Source organism: Nitrincola alkalisediminis, from assembly GCF_009821115.1.
Taxonomy (GTDB): domain Bacteria; phylum Pseudomonadota; class Gammaproteobacteria; order Pseudomonadales; family Balneatricaceae; genus Nitrincola; species Nitrincola alkalisediminis.
Window position 1 is genome coordinate 161,320 of sequence record NZ_VYTY01000006.1, and the last position, 17,471, is coordinate 178,790.

Consider the following 17,471-nt stretch of genomic DNA (forward strand, 5'->3'; position numbering starts at 1 on the left):
TGATATATGGCGCGAATTAATTTAAGGCCTTGGCGAGAAGAACGAAATCAAGCACTGCAGAAACGCTTTATAAGCAATGTAGTGGGGTCTGCTATTTTTGCCGGCCTTGCTATTTTTGCAACAGGTATGTACATCGATATGCAAACGGACAAGCAAAAAGCACGTAACGAGTTTTTGCGTGTTGAAAATGCGAATCTTGACCGTCAGTTAGTTGAAATTCAGGAGTTGTCTCGTAGGCGTGAGCAATTGCTTGAACGGCTTAATGCCATAGAAGACTTGCAAGGTTCACGCCCTTTGATCGTTCGTAACTTCGATGAACTCGTCCGCGTATTGCCAGATGGTGTTCATTACACGTCGATTTCTCGCAGTGGGAATCAGGTATCGATAAATGGTTATGCTGAGCAGAACAGAGATGTATCGGCATTGATGCGTAATATGGAGTCGTCCATTTGGTTTGCGGAAGCAAACCTAGCCAGAGTAAGCTCGACGGATGGCATGCGCCAGTTTATATTAACGGTTGGCATGACACGCCCGAATGCAGGGAGTGCGCAATGAAATCAGATGTGTTTAAAAATGCGTTTCGTGGTTTTGATATTAACAACCTCGACTTCAATGCAGCGGGGAACTGGCCGGTCGGCGTAAAATTCATCGCCTATTTGTTAGTGTTTGGGGTTGTTATAGGTTTGGGAATTCACTTTTATGTCGTCGATAAAGAAGCGATTTTAGAACGTGAGATACGCCAAGAACCTGATCTTCGAGCACAGTTTGAGTCAAAGGCCTTTCAAGTCGCACGCTTAGATACGCTTCGTTTACAAATGGCCGATGTTGAAGAGCGCTTTTCAGAGATTTTGAAGCAATTGCCAACAGAGAAAGAAGTTCCAGGATTATTAGAGGATATTTCGGATATTGGACGTAATGCTGGTTTAAATATTGAGCTGATTGCACTGCAGCCTGAAGTAAAAGAGCAATTTTACATAGGGCTTCCTATCAATATTCAAGTCAGTGGTACTTACCATCAAATGGGTGAGTTTGTGAGTGGTGTATCCGCCATTGAGCGTATAGTGACACTGCACGACTACTCCATTAGAGAGGTTGCAGGATCAAACCTCACAATGACAATCAATGCAAAGACCTATCGCTATGAACAAGATTAAGTTTGGTCAAGGAAACGCATCCATTAAGAGGCGCTTGCTGCTGTCACTGCTTCCGCTGATGTCACTCACCGTAGGTTGTACCTATGTTGAAGATACCAGTGATTTGCGAGCATTTGTTGCTGAGCGCTCATCTCGACCAGTGGGGCAAATCGAACCTCTACCTGATTTCAGGCCTTATGAGGCATTTGTGTATGAAGGATCAAGTCTCCGCAATCCATTTGTACCCATAATGCCAGTCGTGGCTGAGATTCCTCAGGAAATTACTGATGTTTCGCCTGACCCTGCTCGTGTTAAAGACTATTTGGAAGAATTCGCTGTTGATAATCTTTTGATGGTAGGCACTATTACCCAGCCTGGAGACACCGATGCACTTTGGGCTTTGGTTGCTGATCCAAAAGGTGAGGTTCACCGCGTGAGTGTGGGGGACTTCCTTGGCTTGGATAATGGGCAGATTGTGATGCTAAATGAGCGTCGAATCGAACTGTCTGAGATTGTCTCAAACGGACGTGGTGGCTGGATGAAACGTCCACGCATAATCGTACTCCCCGAGTAAATTTAAGGGACGCAAATTGTGAATATAATGACTATGAGCACATTTACTAAAGTAAAAATGGGGGGGGTACCCCGAATTGTTGGCCGCTATTTGTCTACAGCATTAGTGGTGCTAACGTCCATAGGGATCGCTGAAAGCGCTGAGCTTAAGCGGGCTGGGTTTGTATCATTACCCGGTCAATCGGTTGAGTTGAAGCTAGAGTTTGATTCAACACCGACTGTCCCTACCAGTTATGTCATTGATAACCCACCACGTTTAGTGATGGACTTTTGGGGGGCTAGCAATGGTGCAGGCTCTCGAGCAATCGATGTAAAAACAGGTGTGGTTGATAATCTTAGCTTTGTTGAGGCGGATGGGCGTTTGCGGGTGGTTGCAAACTTGTACAGTACGGTTGGGCATAATGTCGAGTTAAGTAACTCACAGGTTGTTGTAACCTTAGATGCAGCTTCCTCTCCTGTTGCAAGACAATCCGACGCACCTGTTCGAGCCAGCAACACAGTAACGGCTCAGTCACAGGGCACAACGATTCGTGATCTTGACTTCAAACGTCTAGAGGGCAACCAAGGACGAGTGATTATCGACCTCAGCAACGATCAGGCACGTCTTGATGTCAACCGTGAAGGTGGTAATGTCGTGGTGACGCTCAGCGATACACGTCTTGGCGATGGAATGGATCGTCGCTTTGATGTTCAGGACTTTGCAACCCCTTTATCTTTCATCGATATGATGTCGGTGGGTGGCAGTACAACAATATTGATGCGTCCATCTTCAGCTCCTTTTGATTACATGGCGTACCAAACGGGTAACCAGTTGTTCGTTGACTTCATACCCTTGACGCGCAATGAGCAGGAAGAGCTACGTGCCAATCAGTTTCCTTATAGCGGTGAGCGCATAGACTTAAACTTCCAAAATGTTGAAGTGCGCGCTGTGTTGCAAATCATAGCCGAAGTTGCTGAGAAGAATTTGGTTGTGAGTGACAATGTCGGTGGGACAACAACCCTGCGCTTAAAGAATGTCCCTTGGGATCAAGCCTTAGACATTATTTTGAAATCCAAGAATCTTGATCAACGCATGATTGGTAACGTGTTGATGGTCGGAACGGCTTCCGAAATTGCAGAACGTGAGAGGATTGAAATAGAAAGCCAGAAGCAGGCTGTTGAGTTATCTCCATTGTTGACTGAGTTTGTGCAGATTGACTTCCGTCGTGCTTCTGACATGAAAAGTCGTTTAGAAGAAGCTCGACTGATAACTGAGCGTGGTTTCCTGCTGGCTGATGATCAAACCAATGTTTTGATGATTCGTGAAACACGTGAGCAAATGGAGCAGATTCGTAGAACTCTGCGCCGATTCGATGTTCAGGTGTCGCAAGTGCTGGTTGAGGCTCGCTTAGTGACAGCATCAACAGAGTTTGCAAGGGAGTTAGGGGTTCGTTGGGGAGCGTTGCATAACTCCACGCCAAGTGGGAATGATTTCTCAATAGGCGGTGGCGCAGGTTCGGTTCCTGGAGTACCGTCCGTTCCTGGGTCGGGTAATACCTCGATTCCATCAATGCCCGGAATGGTTGATTTTGGCGTGGGTAACCCCACATCCGCTTTGCGTGTTGGCTACCTTGGGGGTGGATTGTTACTCTCAGCAGAGCTTTCGGCTTTGCAAAGTGATAATAAAGTTGAAATCATCTCTCAACCTAAGGTCATTACCACCAATGGACGTCCTGCTGTGATTAAATCAGGTCAAGAAGTTGCGTTCCAGACGGTTGAAAACGGTGAAGTCAGCCTTGAATTTAAAGAAGTTGTGTTGAGTCTTGAAGTGACGCCGCAAATCAATCCTGGTGATCGTATCTCGATGGATTTGAAAATTCTTCAGGACTCGCTCGATCCCAACCGTTTAGGTGGTGAACTTTTAATTAACACCAACCAACTGGAGACTTCTGTTGTGGTGAACGATGGTGATACCATTGTGTTGGGTGGTGTGTTTAGAAATGACATCGAAAACGAAATTCGTAAGACACCTGTCTTGGGTGACTTGCCAGTTGTTGGCAATATGTTCCGCTACAAGCGTGAGCGTGAAACCAAACGTGAGTTGTTGATTTTCATTACGCCAACCATGATTCGGGAATCCCTTGTAGTACAGTAGTAGGTTTACTGATTGAATATATTTCTCATTGGCCCTATGGGAGCTGGAAAAAGCACCATAGGGCGTTTGCTTTCCCATGAGCTGGGTCTTGAGTTTATTGACTCTGATAAAGTCATCGAAGAGCGCTCGGGTGCTGATATCCCGTGGATATTTGATGTTGAAGGAGAGCAAGGCTTTCGTGATCGTGAGGCATGTACAATTGATGATTTAACATCAATGAACAACATCATTCTGGCAACAGGGGGTGGAGCCGTTTTACGCGAGAAAAATCGTCAGAACTTACAAAGCCGGGGTCAGGTTATCTATTTACTGACCTCAATCGAGCAGCAACTTGAACGAACTGCAAAAGATCGAAACCGTCCCCTCTTGCAAACCGAGAATCCTGAGTTGGTATTGAGAAAGCTTTTGGCTGAACGTGATCCGCTCTATAAAAGTTGTGCGGATGTTATTGTGCGGACCGATCGTCGACACCCGCGTGCCGTGGTGAACGAAATATTGCGTCACGTTCGTCAGCTCAATCAAGCATAAAATCCCTGTTGTTGGCTTATTCCAGGAGTGTGTTCATGGAAACCCTTTACGTTGAGCTCGGTGAAAGAAGTTATCCCATTTATATTGGCAGTGATTTGATACGTGCCGATGTGTTAGCTCAACATATCTCTTCATCACAAGTGATGGTTGTGACCAACGAAACGGTTGCTCCTTTATATCTTGATACGCTTTTATCATCCTTGGCAGGCTTTAAAGTTGATGTGATTCGTTTGCCTGATGGCGAAGCTTACAAAACACTTGAGCACTGGACCCTGATCTTTGATGCATTGTTAAGCTGCCGTCATAATCGAACCACAACCTTAATTGCTTTAGGTGGAGGGGTTGTAGGGGATATGACGGGCTTTGCTGCAGCCTGTTACCAGCGTGGAGTTCCTTTTATCCAGATACCCACGACATTGCTGTCACAGGTTGACTCTTCGGTGGGTGGGAAGACAGGTGTAAACCATCCCATGGGAAAAAATATGATCGGTGCGTTTCATCAGCCTGTCGCTGTCATTGCCGATACTGAGGTGCTGAATACCCTGCCCGATAAAGAGTTGTCGGCAGGTCTGGCTGAAGTCATTAAATACGGTTTGATTTATGATCCTGATTTTTTTGACTGGTTAGAACACAACATGGAAGCCTTGCGTGCAAAAGATCCGACGGCGTTGGCAACTGCGATTTACAAGTCTTGCCGTATTAAAGCCGATATTGTTGCACAAGATGAAAGAGAGTCAGGGGTTCGTGCGTTATTAAACCTTGGACATACCTTTGGTCATGCTATAGAGGCTCATGCAGGGTATGGTGCTTGGCTGCATGGAGAGGCCGTTGCAGCGGGAACCATGATGGCCGTTAGCTTGTCTCTTAAGGAGGGGTGGTTAACTATTGCAGATGCAGAGCGTATTGAGCGCATATTTATCGCTGCAGGTTTACCTGTCAAGCCGCCAAAAGATATGTCGGAGTCTGATTTTCGTGAACTGATGGCGGTTGATAAAAAAGTCGTTGATGGAAGTTTGCGTTTAATTTTATTGGAACAGATTGGTAGAGGTGTCGTAACTGGATCTTTTTCATCTGAGCATTTGTCTGCCACCATCACTGAGATGACGGCGTAAATGTACTTGCTGGCGATAGGTTTATAAGATGTCTTTGTCTCATCATGTCTATGTTGAAACACGTTCTCGGCTGCAGCTGGCTGAAAAGCTGCACCATATGGTGCGGTTTTCAGATTTTATTACCTTGCTGCTGGGTGAGGAGGGAAGTGGACGTTCGACTTTAATGACTCAGGTCGAAAATCTGGCGTCTGAGCGCACGCAGCGGCTGGTCCGTATCGATTTAGACTCTAAAACCGATGTGACAGGTTTGCTGATATCCTTAGTCGACGCGTTTGGCTTAGATGATCCAGATTTAAATGATAATCGGCAACGTTTAGTCGCAGTACATAAACACGTTCGCGCTTTATTTGAAGTCGACTTAAGCTGTCAGATTTTGATTGATAATGCTGATTTCCTCAGTGATAACGCATTAGAGTTGCTAGTTGGTCTCTTGCAGACGGGAGAATCCGCTCCGCACGTGTTAATGACAGGCTTAGCAGATTTTGAAGAACGTCTACAAGATATTGGATTTTATGATCGGCTTGAAGGCCGTATCCATTTGCAGCTTTTGCTCCCCTTGGATGAAGAGGAGTCCGAGGCCTTTATCGCCTCGCTTCTTCCTAATGATGCAGAATTAAATGCTAAGCACCTTAAAAAGGTCATAGAGCGCAGCCGGGGAAATCTGTCCGCTCTAACCATGGGTGTTGTCCAGCTGTTAAAAAGCGGTGAGTTAAGTTCGCGCTCTGCAGCTTTCCCTATACCGCCGTTGCATTTGGCGGGTATTGGTATTGTCCTTCTGGCCATTACCGGATTTGCCGTTTGGCACTATTTGCCGTCCAGCGAGCCGCAGACGGACGTAGTGGCACAAATAAGTGTTCCGCCAATGCCGCCTGTAGCAGGTGATGCATTGCAGCAAGGCGCTGAAGTGGTTGCCCGGAATGAGTTGGCAGAGCGCTTAGCAGAACAAGAAGCCTTGCTGCAAGAAGTGCTTGATGCACCTGTGTCAGAAATGGATGCAGTTGATACGCTCTTGGCTCAAGCAGAAGTGAGTATTGCACCAGCGCCTGTTATTGAGAGTATACCGCCTGTAGCCGAGGCTGATGAAAGCACTGCTGTGGCCGAGGTTGCTCAGGTTGTAGCGCCTCCAGCTCCTGCTGTGCCAGCGCCTGTTCCAACACCGCCTCCGGCTCCGCCAGCACCAGCACCAGCACCCGCCGCACCAGCACCCGAGCCGCCGATAGCGAGGCCAGCGGCACCCGAACCCGTACAACCCACACCTGCGCCGAGAGTTGAACGGCAAGATCCACCGACAGCTCCCGTTACGTCGGTGGCTGCCAATACAACTGCCGGAGCGCTTCGCTCCGAAGAGCTTATGGCTTGGCCTGACAATGGTTATACATTGCAGGTGTTAGGTGCGCGATCGGAAGATAGCGTGGTTAAATTTATACGTTCCCAACAGCAACCTCACCGATTCTATTATTTTAGGACAGTTTTTAGGGATGAACCATGGCATGTTGTGGTTTACGGACAGTATAATACTCGGTCGGCAGCGATGGAGGCGGTGAACCAATTGCCCAGAGAGCTCAGGGATACCAACCCTTGGGCACGATCGATTGCCAGTGTCAAAGCGGATATACAAAAGCTACCGCAGTAACGTAAATATATAAATTATTGAGGACTACAAAGTATAGTCCTCTTTAGCTGAAAAAATTTCAGCTGCCCCTCGACTGCTAAAAAATTGTTCTGTTCCCTTTAGGGGTGTAGCATAGACTCCCCTTTTTTATCGCTAAGATAAGGGCTCAGTGGTGTGTGGTGTTTTTAAATGCCATGATATTTATGATTTTTTAGTGAGATTGGCTTATGAGCAATGGTCTGTATCGCCCAGGTGAATTTAAAGACAACTGTGGCTTTGGCCTGATGGCACACATGCAAGGACACGCAAGTCATGGTCTCCTGCAGAAAGCTATTCAGGCTCTAGCCTGCATGACTCACCGCGGGGGTATCGCAGCAGATGGTAAAACCGGTGACGGTTGTGGTCTGCTGATGCAAAAGCCGGATGCATTTATGCGTGCGGTTGCTAGAGAGACTTTGCAAACAGAATTGGCTGACCGCTACGCGGTTGGCATGGTGTTTCTTTCCCGTGAGTCTGCATTAGCACAGACGGCACGCGCTTGCCTGAATTCTGAGCTGGAAAAGCAAGGCCTGAAAGTCTATGGCTGGCGTTTAGTGCCAACTGACGATGCCTGTCTGGGTCCTATTGCCAAGGATACAATGCCTGCAATTGAACAGGTGTTTGTTGATTCTTGCGGGAAAAATGAACGCGAGTTCTCCATCAGTCTTTTCACCGCTAGACGTAAAGCCGAAATTGCACTGACGAATGATCCTGATTTCTATATTTGCAGTTTGTCCGACAAAGTCATTTCCTATAAAGGCTTAATGATGCCCGTGGACTTACCGACTTTTTATAGAGATTTAGGTGATCCACGTCTTGAAACGGCAATTTGCACCTATCATCAGCGCTTTTCGACCAACACGGCACCTCGCTGGCCTTTAGCTCAGCCCTTCCGTTTCTTAGCGCATAATGGCGAAATCAATACGATTGAAGGCAATCGTAACTGGGCACGTGCCCGCAGCAGTAAATTTGCAACCCCGCTCATCCCTGACGTTGAGTCTTTACAGCCAATTGTGAATACAACGGGTTCTGACTCCTCAAGTATGGACAATATGCTTGAGTTCCTGATGGTGGGCGGCATGGACATCTACCGTGCGGTGCGTCTGATTGTGCCGCCGGCTTGGCAAAATGTTGAAACCATGGATTCCAACCTTCGTGCCTTCTATGAGTATAACTCTATGCACATGGAACCATGGGATGGTCCTGCGGGTATGGTAATGACCGATGGTCGTTATGCTGTCTGTATGTTGGATCGTAACGGTTTGCGTCCGTCTCGTTGGGTCATGTTAAAAGATGGCTTGCTCTGTACCGCCTCTGAAATCGGTGTGTTTGATTACGATCCCGCGAATATAGAGGCTCAAGGCCGCGTCGGTCCTGGGCAGATTCTCGTTATTGACACGCAAACAGGTGACGTACTTCACACCGCTGATGTTGATGAAAAGCTGAAGTCGCGTCAGCCCTACCGTAAATGGTTAAAAGAAAACGCAGTACCACTTGAGCAAACAATGAGCTTTACTGAAGAGTCTGTTTCCTTCCGTGAAATGGACCCTGAAGAAACGAAAACGCACATGAAAATGTTTCAAGTGACATTTGAAGAGCGTGATCAGGTATTGCGGCCTTTGGGTGAGTCGGGAATGGAAGCCGTAGGTTCGATGGGTGACGATAAGCCCATGGCCGTTTTGTCCAAACGCATCCGTTCTGTGTATGACTATTTCCGCCAGCAGTTTGCGCAGGTGACGAACCCGCCGATTGATCCTTTGCGCGAAGCCATTGTCATGTCATTGCAAACCTGTTTAGGGACAGAACGCAATATTTTCCAAGAAACTCCGGAGCATGCGCGCCGGATCGTTTTAAAGTCGCCTATTTTGTCTGCTAGCAAATTCCGTCGTTTATGTGAATCGAACCTCTCAGGGTTTGAGTCAGCGATGCTGGATATGCAATACGATCCTGAAGTGGGTCTGAAAACTGCGATAGAACAGCTGTGCGAGAAAGCAGAGCAAGCGGCACGCAGTGGAAAAGTGATTTTGGTCTTGACCGATGCATACATTAAGCGTGGCATGCTACCCATTCATGCGGCGATGGCAACAGGTGCGGTCAACCAGCATTTGGTTGATAAAGGTCTAAGAACCAGTGCCAATATTATTGTCGAAACGGCGACAGCTCGTGATCCTCACCACTTTGCCGTACTTTTTGGCTTTGGTGCAACGGCTGTATACCCCTATTTGGCTTATCGCGTTTTGAACGATCTTTGTCGTACGGGCGAAATAACACTTGAGCCATTAATTAGCCACGAAAATTACCGTAAAGGCATTAACAAAGGCCTGCTGAAAATTATGTCCAAAATGGGCATATCGACCATCGCGTCTTACCGTTCAGCACAGCTATTTGAAGCGGTCGGTCTTTCGAGCGAGGTGGTTAACCTTTGTTTTAAAGGGGTGGCTAGCCGTATCGAAGGGGCGCGTTTTGAAGACTTCCACTTAGAACAATCCCTGCTTGCTAAAGAGGCCTGGAGTGTACGTAAACCTATCCAGCAAGGTGGTTTGCTAAAGTATGTGCACGGTGGCGAGTACCATGCGTATAACCCTGATGTGGTGACGGCGATTCATCAAGCCGTATCCACGGGGGACCCTGCACACTACCAGCGTTATGCGGACTTAGTGAATAAGCGTGGAGTGGCGACGCTTCGTGACTTATTTAGTATTCGTAAAGATATTAAACCCATTCCATTATCTGAGGTTGAACCTGCTGAAGCCCTTTTCGCTCGTTTTGATACGGCGGCTATGTCATTAGGCGCTCTCTCGCCTGAAGCACATGAAGCACTCGCCGTGGCGATGAACGAGTTGGGTGGTCGTTCGAACTCGGGTGAGGGCGGTGAAGACCCCGCGCGCCATGGTACGATCAAGCGCTCAAAAATCAAACAAATCGCGTCTGGACGTTTTGGTGTGACGCCTGAGTACTTGATGAGTGCAGATGTTATGCAAATCAAAGTGGCTCAAGGGGCGAAACCCGGTGAAGGTGGCCAGCTACCTGGCGGTAAAGTGAATGCCCTGATCGCACGCTTACGCTATTCGGTGCCGGGTGTTACTTTGATCTCTCCACCACCGCATCATGACATCTACTCGATTGAAGACTTGGCGCAGTTGATTTTTGACTTAAAGCAAATCAACCCAGAGGGCTTAGTCTCCGTTAAGCTCGTATCACGTCCCGGTGTAGGTACGATCGCGTGTGGTGTTGCAAAAGCCTATGCCGATTTAATTACCATCTCTGGATATGACGGCGGCACGGCGGCTTCGCCTTTAACCTCGATTCATTATGCAGGCTCTCCTTGGGAGCTAGGTTTAGCGGATGCACATCAGTCACTGCGCGGTAACCAATTGCGCGGAAAAATCCGTTTGCAAACGGATGGGGGCTTAAAAACCGGCCTTGATGTCGTGAAGGCGGCCATGTTGGGTGCAGAAAGCTTTGGCTTTGGAACCATGCCCATGGTGTCCTTGGGTTGTAAGTTCTTGCGTATTTGCCACTTAAACAACTGTGCAACTGGTGTGGCAACTCAGCGTGCGGACTTACGGGATGACCACTTCCGTGGCACCGTTGAAATGGTGAAAAATTTCTTCCGTTTTGTGGCAGAAGAGACGCGCCAGCTCATGGCGCAATTGGGTGTTCGCAGTATTGAAGAGCTGGTCGGTCGTACTGATTTACTGGAAATCATTGAAGGTGAAACGGCAAAACAGGCGAACCTTGATTTGTCTCCAATCCTTAGCCAAGCCGGAATACCTCAGGATTACCCACACACCTGTCAGCAAGCTCGAAATGAGCCCTATGATGCAGGTGGACTAAACTCACAGATGCAAGCCTTGGCTGAGTCTAGTATTGTTGAAAAACTCGGCGGTGAGTGGGCGCTTAAGATAACCAACTGTGATCGCTCCGTCGGTGCCAGAACCTCTGGCTTGATCGCGAAGCATCATGGCAACCTGGGTATGTCGGATGAGCCTGTGATCTTCAACTTCAAAGGCCATGCAGGGCAATCCTTTGGTGTGTGGAATGCTGGCGGCCAGTATCTCTATCTTGAAGGGGATGCAAACGATTACGTAGGCAAAGGCATGGCCGGAGGCAAAATTGTTCTGAGAGCCTTCGAACAAGTCACATACAAAACCCGAGATGCCTCCATTATGGGCAACACCTGCCTTTACGGTGCAACAGGCGGTAAGCTGTTTGCGGCGGGTCAGGCGGGTGAGCGTTTTGCCGTTCGTAACTCAGGTTGTCATGCCGTGATTGAAGGCGCGGGTGACCACTGCTGTGAGTACATGACGGGCGGTGTTGTTACGGTACTCGGAAGCACGGGTTACAACTTTGGTGCTGGGATGACGGGTGGTTTTGCTTACGTGTTGGATTTAGACAATAGCTTCGTGGATAAGTACAACCACGAACTTGTCGATATCCACCGTATCGCCACTGAGCAGATGGAAGCGCATAAAAACCATTTACGTTCAACCATCATTGAGTTCACCCGTGAAACGCGAAGTGCTTGGGGACAAGAGATCCTTGAAAACTTTGATGAGCTCATTGGTAAGTTCTGGTTAGTAAAACCCTACGCAACGGGTATCAATGATTTGCTAAACAGTATCCGTAAGCGTCCTGAATAATCAGCAGGGTAATGAATCTTGGTCGGTGCTGCGCTGCAGCACCACCGAATGAGGTGTAAAGATGGCTGACCGTCTAAGTAATGATTTCCAATTTATGGAAGTGGGTCGAAAAGGCCCTGTAAAAGTTAAAGCCGCTGTTCGTAAAAAACAGTTTGCTGAGATTTATGAACCGTTTAAACCGAAAGAGGCATCAAATCAATCGCACCGTTGCCTTGAGTGTGGCAACCCTTACTGCGAATGGAAGTGCCCTGTGCATAACTTCATTCCGAACTGGTTGAAGTTGGTATCTGAAGGCAACATTCTTGAAGCCGTTGAGCTGAGCCATCAAACCAACACCCTACCAGAAGTCTGTGGTCGTGTTTGTCCGCAAGACCGTTTGTGTGAAGGCGCATGTACGCTGAATGATGGTTTTGGTGCAGTCACCATTGGCTCGGTCGAGAAGTACATCACCGACACTGCCTTTGCGATGGGCTGGAAGCCGGATATGTCGAATGTTGTTTGGACTGATAAGCGCGTTGCAATTATTGGTGCAGGTCCAGCGGGTTTGGGCTGTGCCGATATACTGGTTCGTAACGGTGTGCGTCCAATCGTATTTGATCGTTATCCAGAAATCGGTGGTTTGCTCACCTTTGGTATCCCTGAGTTTAAACTCGAAAAGTCAGTGATGTCACGTCGTCGTAAAATCTTTGAGGGTATGGGCATTGAGTTCCGCCTGAACACGGAAGTGGGTAAAGATGTTACGATGCAATCCTTGCTTGAAGAATTCGATGCTGTGTTCCTAGGCATGGGCACCTACACATCGATGAAAGGTGGTTTTCCGGGCGAAGATTTGGACGGAGTGCACGAAGCGCTGCCGTTCTTGATTTCGAATGTGAACCATTGCCTAGGCTATGAAAAAGATCCGTCAGATTACGTCAGCATGAAAGGCAAGCGCGTGGTGGTTCTGGGTGGTGGCGACACGGCGATGGACTGTAACCGTACCTCGATTCGCCAAGGGGCTAAATCTGTGACCTGTGCGTATCGTCGAGACGAAGCCAACATGCCTGGCTCTAAAAACGAAGTTGTGAATGCGAGAGAAGAAGGCGTCAAGTTTGTCTTCAATCGTCAACCCGTTGAAATCGTCGGGGAGAATGGCAAGGTCGTTGGCGTAAAAGTCGTGACAACGCAGATGGGGGAACCAGATCAAAATGGCCGCCAACGTGCTGAAGTGGTCGAAGGCTCTGAAGAGATCCTGAAAGCGGACGCGGTACTCATTGCGTTTGGTTTTAGGCCGAGCCCTGCGCCTTGGTTTGCAGACTTCAATATATCTTTGCATGACGATGGCCGTGTTGATGCCAGTGCTGAACCTAAGGCAATTGATCGTTTTGCGTTTCAAACCACTAATCCAAAAATCTTTGCGGGAGGCGATATGGTCAGAGGTTCTGATTTAGTCGTGACGGCAATTGATGAAGGCCGTAAGGCGGCTGAGGGGATTTTGGATTATTTGGAGGTTTAACTTAGTCTCAGATAAACCTGCTTTACTCTATGAGTACAGCAGGTTTTTTTATGGGTACAACTTACCAGCATTCAGCAACAGTTGCTCCATTACCATTGATAACGCCCTTCAAGCCTTGATGGTTAAGGGTTAAGCTCCCACACCTATCATTTGCTTGAGTAGAGTTAGCAACGGGCGTTGCTCTAAGACTGTATGTGTTTGCTGTTAAGTTAGCCGCTACTAATCCTAATGCGTAATTCCGGTTAATCTCATTTATGCAGTTTAAATTCAGTGCAACAGCAACGGGAGGATTTGTTCCTCGTTGCTGGTCATATCTTGCATTAAGTGTATAAAAACGCTCCATAAATTGAGCGGCTTCCAGTATGCAAGCCTGAGCTTGCGTACGGTTGCTCTTAATCACACTATTTTGGTAACTCGGGTACGCAATTGCAGCGATAATACCGATAATAGCCACGGTGATCATTAACTCGATCAGAGTGAATCCTTTCACTCGTCTTGGTGTAAAGTTATGCATGCTGTCCTCGCATTAATCCTTAAAAATCCAATACTATCGCAACTCTTGCCAAGATACACGACCCGAACTGACTTCATCTTCTAGATCGAGTGTTTCGCCAGTGCCATCAATCAGTGTTTGAACACCATCATCTAAAATGCTGGTACTTTGCTCACCTGACCCAAAGCGAACACCTGATAAATAGGGGTCAGATAATCCCTGAGCGACATGATCAGATAAAGTATCACCCGAATCAAAGTTTCCATCCTTATTCAAATCATAAATAGTTCTTTGAAGACGGGCGCCCGTTAACGGATTAACTGTCATGACAAAGCCACTTCGTGTCGGTGGATCACAAACGGGGTCGTTACCTTCTAACGGAATCAATGTATTGAACGTAACGCGTGAAGATTCACCTCGTAAGGGCAGTATCGGTGTGCTAATTACACGCTCCCCGAGATTTCTATCTAAATCTAAGTACCAGCCATAAAGGGTTGTATTGGCAAGAGGCGTATTATTTGAAACTTGACGCAGTTCATACGTGTATGCTCCGAACGTCCTTGTTCCTTGCCATGCAATCGTTTGTGCTAACAGATCCTCCCTTTCGATGGATTCATTGACCTTCATGCCTGTTGCAGTGTCCACAATGCCATACAAACTTTGCGTTTGAGAACCTGTTAGGATGTTATCTCCGACTCTAAAATAGCTGCCTGTACCGAAGAGAAGAATGATTTTACCTGCGTCGGTCGGGTGAGCAGCTATCTGTGGGCGACTGGTAATGGGTTGAGCTGCATCGCTGGCGTCTGTTGCTGTAAAGACAAGACGAGCAGTCCAATTAGCCGGATTGGCATTGCGTAGATCAAAATTCCATAAGTTGCCTTTAAGGTCACCTGCATACGCAAAGTTAGTGATTAAATTAAGTTCTGACCAGTCGGTGGTTAAGGCAGGAGCTAAGCCATTGGGGCTGTTGACCGTACCACTACCGGCATCAATCTTGCGAATGAGAGATCCATCGGATAAGTTAACAACAAATAGGCTCGAGCCATGGTTTGTTGAGTTATAGCCGTTCCCAAACACGGCTGCCCACTGACCAGACTTTAGCCGTACGATTGCCACATCGTTCACACCATAGCCCAGATCTGCATGGGTAAACTCCCAAAGAACATTACTGCTGCTGAATGTGCTTGGATTGGTCACATCGAGAGCAAAGACTGTCTTGCCACCGGCTCCCATTGTACCGACTAGCACTGATTTCCATGCACCATCAATGTACGCATCACGAATAGTTGTGTTCCCGTTAACAAAGTAACGATGTGTATAAGATGGATTCATTAACGTGTTAATTTGAGCGGCGTCGGAGCCTGATTTAGGTAAGAGTAATTCAGACGGTATATAGGCAAACAAGGGTGCTCCGGTTGTCGCATTCAATGCATGCAGCTTTCCGTCATTGGCTCCGACATAGATAGCCTCAAAGCGGTTAGTGTTGGCAAAGCTTGAATAACTACTGCCTTCGGTTCCTGGCAGAATATTGTTACCAAAGTACTGACGACCACCAAAATAGTTAGGGGTAGAACCGACAATGTCGCCCATTGGTAATAAGTTACCTTCGGTATTATTGCGGCTTCGCATGCCTGTTGGTGTTTGACCATATAACCAACGAATGCGATCTGCTGCACGTCCATCCGTAGTATTAGAAACAGGCGATATATTCAGTGCGGCTTGTTGAGCAGCAGAGAGATTGGTTAAGTTATTCGGGTTAAGTTGAATTGCGGCGTTAGTCGAACTGTTACGTGAATATATGGGGGTGCTAGTGATAGCTGTTCGATAGGTAATGTTTGAGTCCCAAGCTAAGTCTTGTGTGGCAAAGTTTTGTGCACGAATACGTCCGCTCCAGTTTTGGCTTGTATATTCACTTAAAAAAACATTGGTGCTGGATGATGCTCTGCTGCTGCTCACAGCCGCGCTGGTTGAGGTCAACTGAGTATCGGCTAGGATGGCTTCAAAAATACTGCGTAATGCAATGTTTAAGCCCGATGCATCGGTTGCCAGGAAAGGCTCAGGTGTGTTGCCAGCATTCGCAAGTTGTGTCAGGGAATCAGCTGCCACAGTCGGCGGCATTGCAAAACCAACTACGTATAGATCAGCTCCTGATTGAGAGTGGAAGCTTGCAGCCGCTGCAACGGCATCTGCGAGCGCTTGAGTGGTATTTGCACCGAGAGGCGTGCCATTTTGGCTTACGGAAGGCATACCATCCGTGAGCCATATTGCTGCATCGTTATCACAGGAGTTAGGTAGGGCGGTCGCATTACCACTTCCCTGAGCCGTACCGAAATTAGAAGTACCTGTTAATCCTTGTAGATAGTCCCTAGCTGTATAGAGTGTACCCTCTAAAGGGGTTAGTCCTGCATTAATCAACGCAGTGTTAGGGTCTGTCGGTAAGCTGGTACTAAGACTTGCTGTTGTATTTGGATTGGGTGATGTGGCAATTTTGGTCAGAATCTTGTCTTTGTGCGTTGCATCAAGTGGAGCGATAGGAATATGTAAATAACCCTTCCCGGGTGAGCCAATGGTTACCCATTCTGTACGGTTATAAGGCAAGGCAACCATACGTTGCCCCCAGTTAGTAACGCCACGCGCTCTCGCGCTGTCATTTAAGTTACCACTGGTGCCGCCATTCAATGAGGAGTAACCACCTGTGGTGACATTTAGAGAGTTTGAGGTGCCTGTCTTGATAGAATAGCAGTTAAAACCAAAGGGCTCATTCTGCCAATTGGTGCCTGACTCCGTTGTAATGCAGAAGTCTTGCTTTGAGTCAGCAACGCTTGCCGATGAGTAGCCGGGTACGCGAACGTTGAAATGAATAAAGTTACCTGCGCTTACAGGATTTGGAATTCTAAAACGCTTTTTTGTGTCATTCCAAGGGTTGCCTGAAAAGCTGGCATCATAGTCTAAAGGACTGTAACTGACGTCATAAATACGATCAAATAAACTCCAGCGTTGTATCGATGTTGATATGCTACCACCATCATTAGAACTGCTGGCTCGAAGTGGATGCTGTTGGTAGGCCATCAGGCCTAAATTTACTCTGTTTTCATAATCTTGAACAAGCCCCCTTGCCACACCTCTGATGATTTCAGATTTACTCTCAGGATGAATGCTGCCCGCGATACAATTTGCAGTCAGTCCAGGGTCGCAAGAGGCTGCCACCGAACCATTGACGTTTTCAACCATGGTGTTGGAGTTGTCAACAATCAATAGAATATTAGGTTCGACTTGTACGGATGCTTCAAACGGCGTCTGCGATAGGTTCAATCCCGTTGTGGGAGTGGGGGTGGGAGTTGGAGTTGGAGTTGGAGGCGTTGTTGGTGTGCAATTAGCCAGTGTTCCCGTAACTCTGAAGTCACCTACACATCGAGAAGTTGTATTGACCGTGTTGCCCGATACACTGTAGCGAGAGGAGGTACAGCGCTGTACATTGTTGATCAGTTCAAGTTGCAAGTTCGGTGAGGAGACAAACTGAGAAAAAGTATGGGAATCATTGGGAAATAGGAGAGATGTGCTACCAATACGTCGTGTTTCGGATGCAATACAACTATTAGTTTGTGCCTGTGCGTGCGTTGATCCGAGACTTAAGCCCAGAGCAAACAGTACGACATAAAGCCCTGTTGTTGGCGATAACGTTGAGTGTTTTGCGAAAATATTCATTTTC

11 protein-coding genes are annotated in these 17,471 nt (G+C 47.5%); 9 read left to right on the forward strand and 2 right to left on the reverse strand.

The features are described 5' to 3' along the window. Positions 1–6: 6 nt before the first annotated feature. From F5971_RS11120 to F5971_RS11160, 9 genes are all read left to right on the forward strand, one after another. Entirely contained in the window at positions 7–555 is a 549-nt protein-coding gene (locus F5971_RS11120) for a PilN domain-containing protein (protein WP_193494988.1), read from the forward strand. Beyond that, the gene (locus tag F5971_RS11125) at positions 552–1,154 is read left to right on the forward strand and encodes a type IV pilus inner membrane component PilO (RefSeq protein WP_036512014.1); all 603 of its coding nucleotides are present in this window, start codon (positions 552–554) and stop codon (positions 1,152–1,154) included. Before F5971_RS11120 ends, F5971_RS11125 begins: the two co-directional genes overlap by 4 nt. Next, entirely contained in the window at positions 1,141–1,707 is a 567-nt protein-coding gene (locus tag F5971_RS11130) for a pilus assembly protein PilP (RefSeq protein WP_081763854.1), read from the forward strand. The genes F5971_RS11125 and F5971_RS11130 overlap by 14 nt, the downstream gene beginning before the upstream one ends. Positions 1,708–1,740: 33 nt before the next feature. Further along, entirely contained in the window at positions 1,741–3,840 is a 2,100-nt protein-coding gene (locus tag F5971_RS11135; RefSeq protein WP_036512172.1) for a type IV pilus secretin PilQ, read from the forward strand. Positions 3,841–3,852: 12 nt separating this feature from the next. Then, the gene (gene aroK, locus F5971_RS11140; RefSeq protein ID WP_272944841.1) at positions 3,853–4,368 is read left to right on the forward strand and encodes a shikimate kinase AroK; all 516 of its coding nucleotides are present in this window, start codon (positions 3,853–3,855) and stop codon (positions 4,366–4,368) included. A gap of 35 nt (positions 4,369–4,403) precedes the next feature. After that, a complete protein-coding gene (gene aroB, locus F5971_RS11145) occupies positions 4,404–5,480 on the forward strand; it encodes a 3-dehydroquinate synthase (protein WP_193494989.1) in 1,077 nt (358 codons plus the stop codon). A gap of 28 nt (positions 5,481–5,508) precedes the next feature. Continuing rightward, positions 5,509–7,113 carry an SPOR domain-containing protein gene (locus F5971_RS11150; RefSeq protein WP_193494990.1) on the forward strand — a complete coding sequence of 535 codons (1,605 nt, stop codon included), beginning with the start codon at positions 5,509–5,511 and terminating at the stop codon, positions 7,111–7,113. 206 nt (positions 7,114–7,319) lie between these two features. Then, complete coding sequence (gene gltB, locus F5971_RS11155; RefSeq protein WP_193494991.1) at positions 7,320–11,774, forward strand: glutamate synthase large subunit; 4,455 nt, start codon at positions 7,320–7,322, stop codon at positions 11,772–11,774. Positions 11,775–11,835: 61 nt separating this feature from the next. Next, positions 11,836–13,269, forward strand: a complete 1,434-nt coding sequence (locus tag F5971_RS11160) for an FAD-dependent oxidoreductase (RefSeq protein WP_193494992.1) — start codon at positions 11,836–11,838, stop codon at positions 13,267–13,269. A gap of 61 nt (positions 13,270–13,330) precedes the next feature. Here F5971_RS11160 and F5971_RS11165 read toward each other — a convergent pair whose 3' ends face one another. Further along, entirely contained in the window at positions 13,331–13,783 is a 453-nt protein-coding gene (locus tag F5971_RS11165) for a type IV pilin protein (RefSeq protein ID WP_193494993.1), read from the reverse strand. A 33-nt stretch (positions 13,784–13,816) separates the two neighbouring features. After that, complete coding sequence (locus tag F5971_RS11170) at positions 13,817–17,467, reverse strand: pilus assembly protein (RefSeq protein ID WP_193494994.1); 3,651 nt, start codon at positions 17,465–17,467, stop codon at positions 13,817–13,819. Positions 17,468–17,471: the final 4 nt, after the last annotated feature.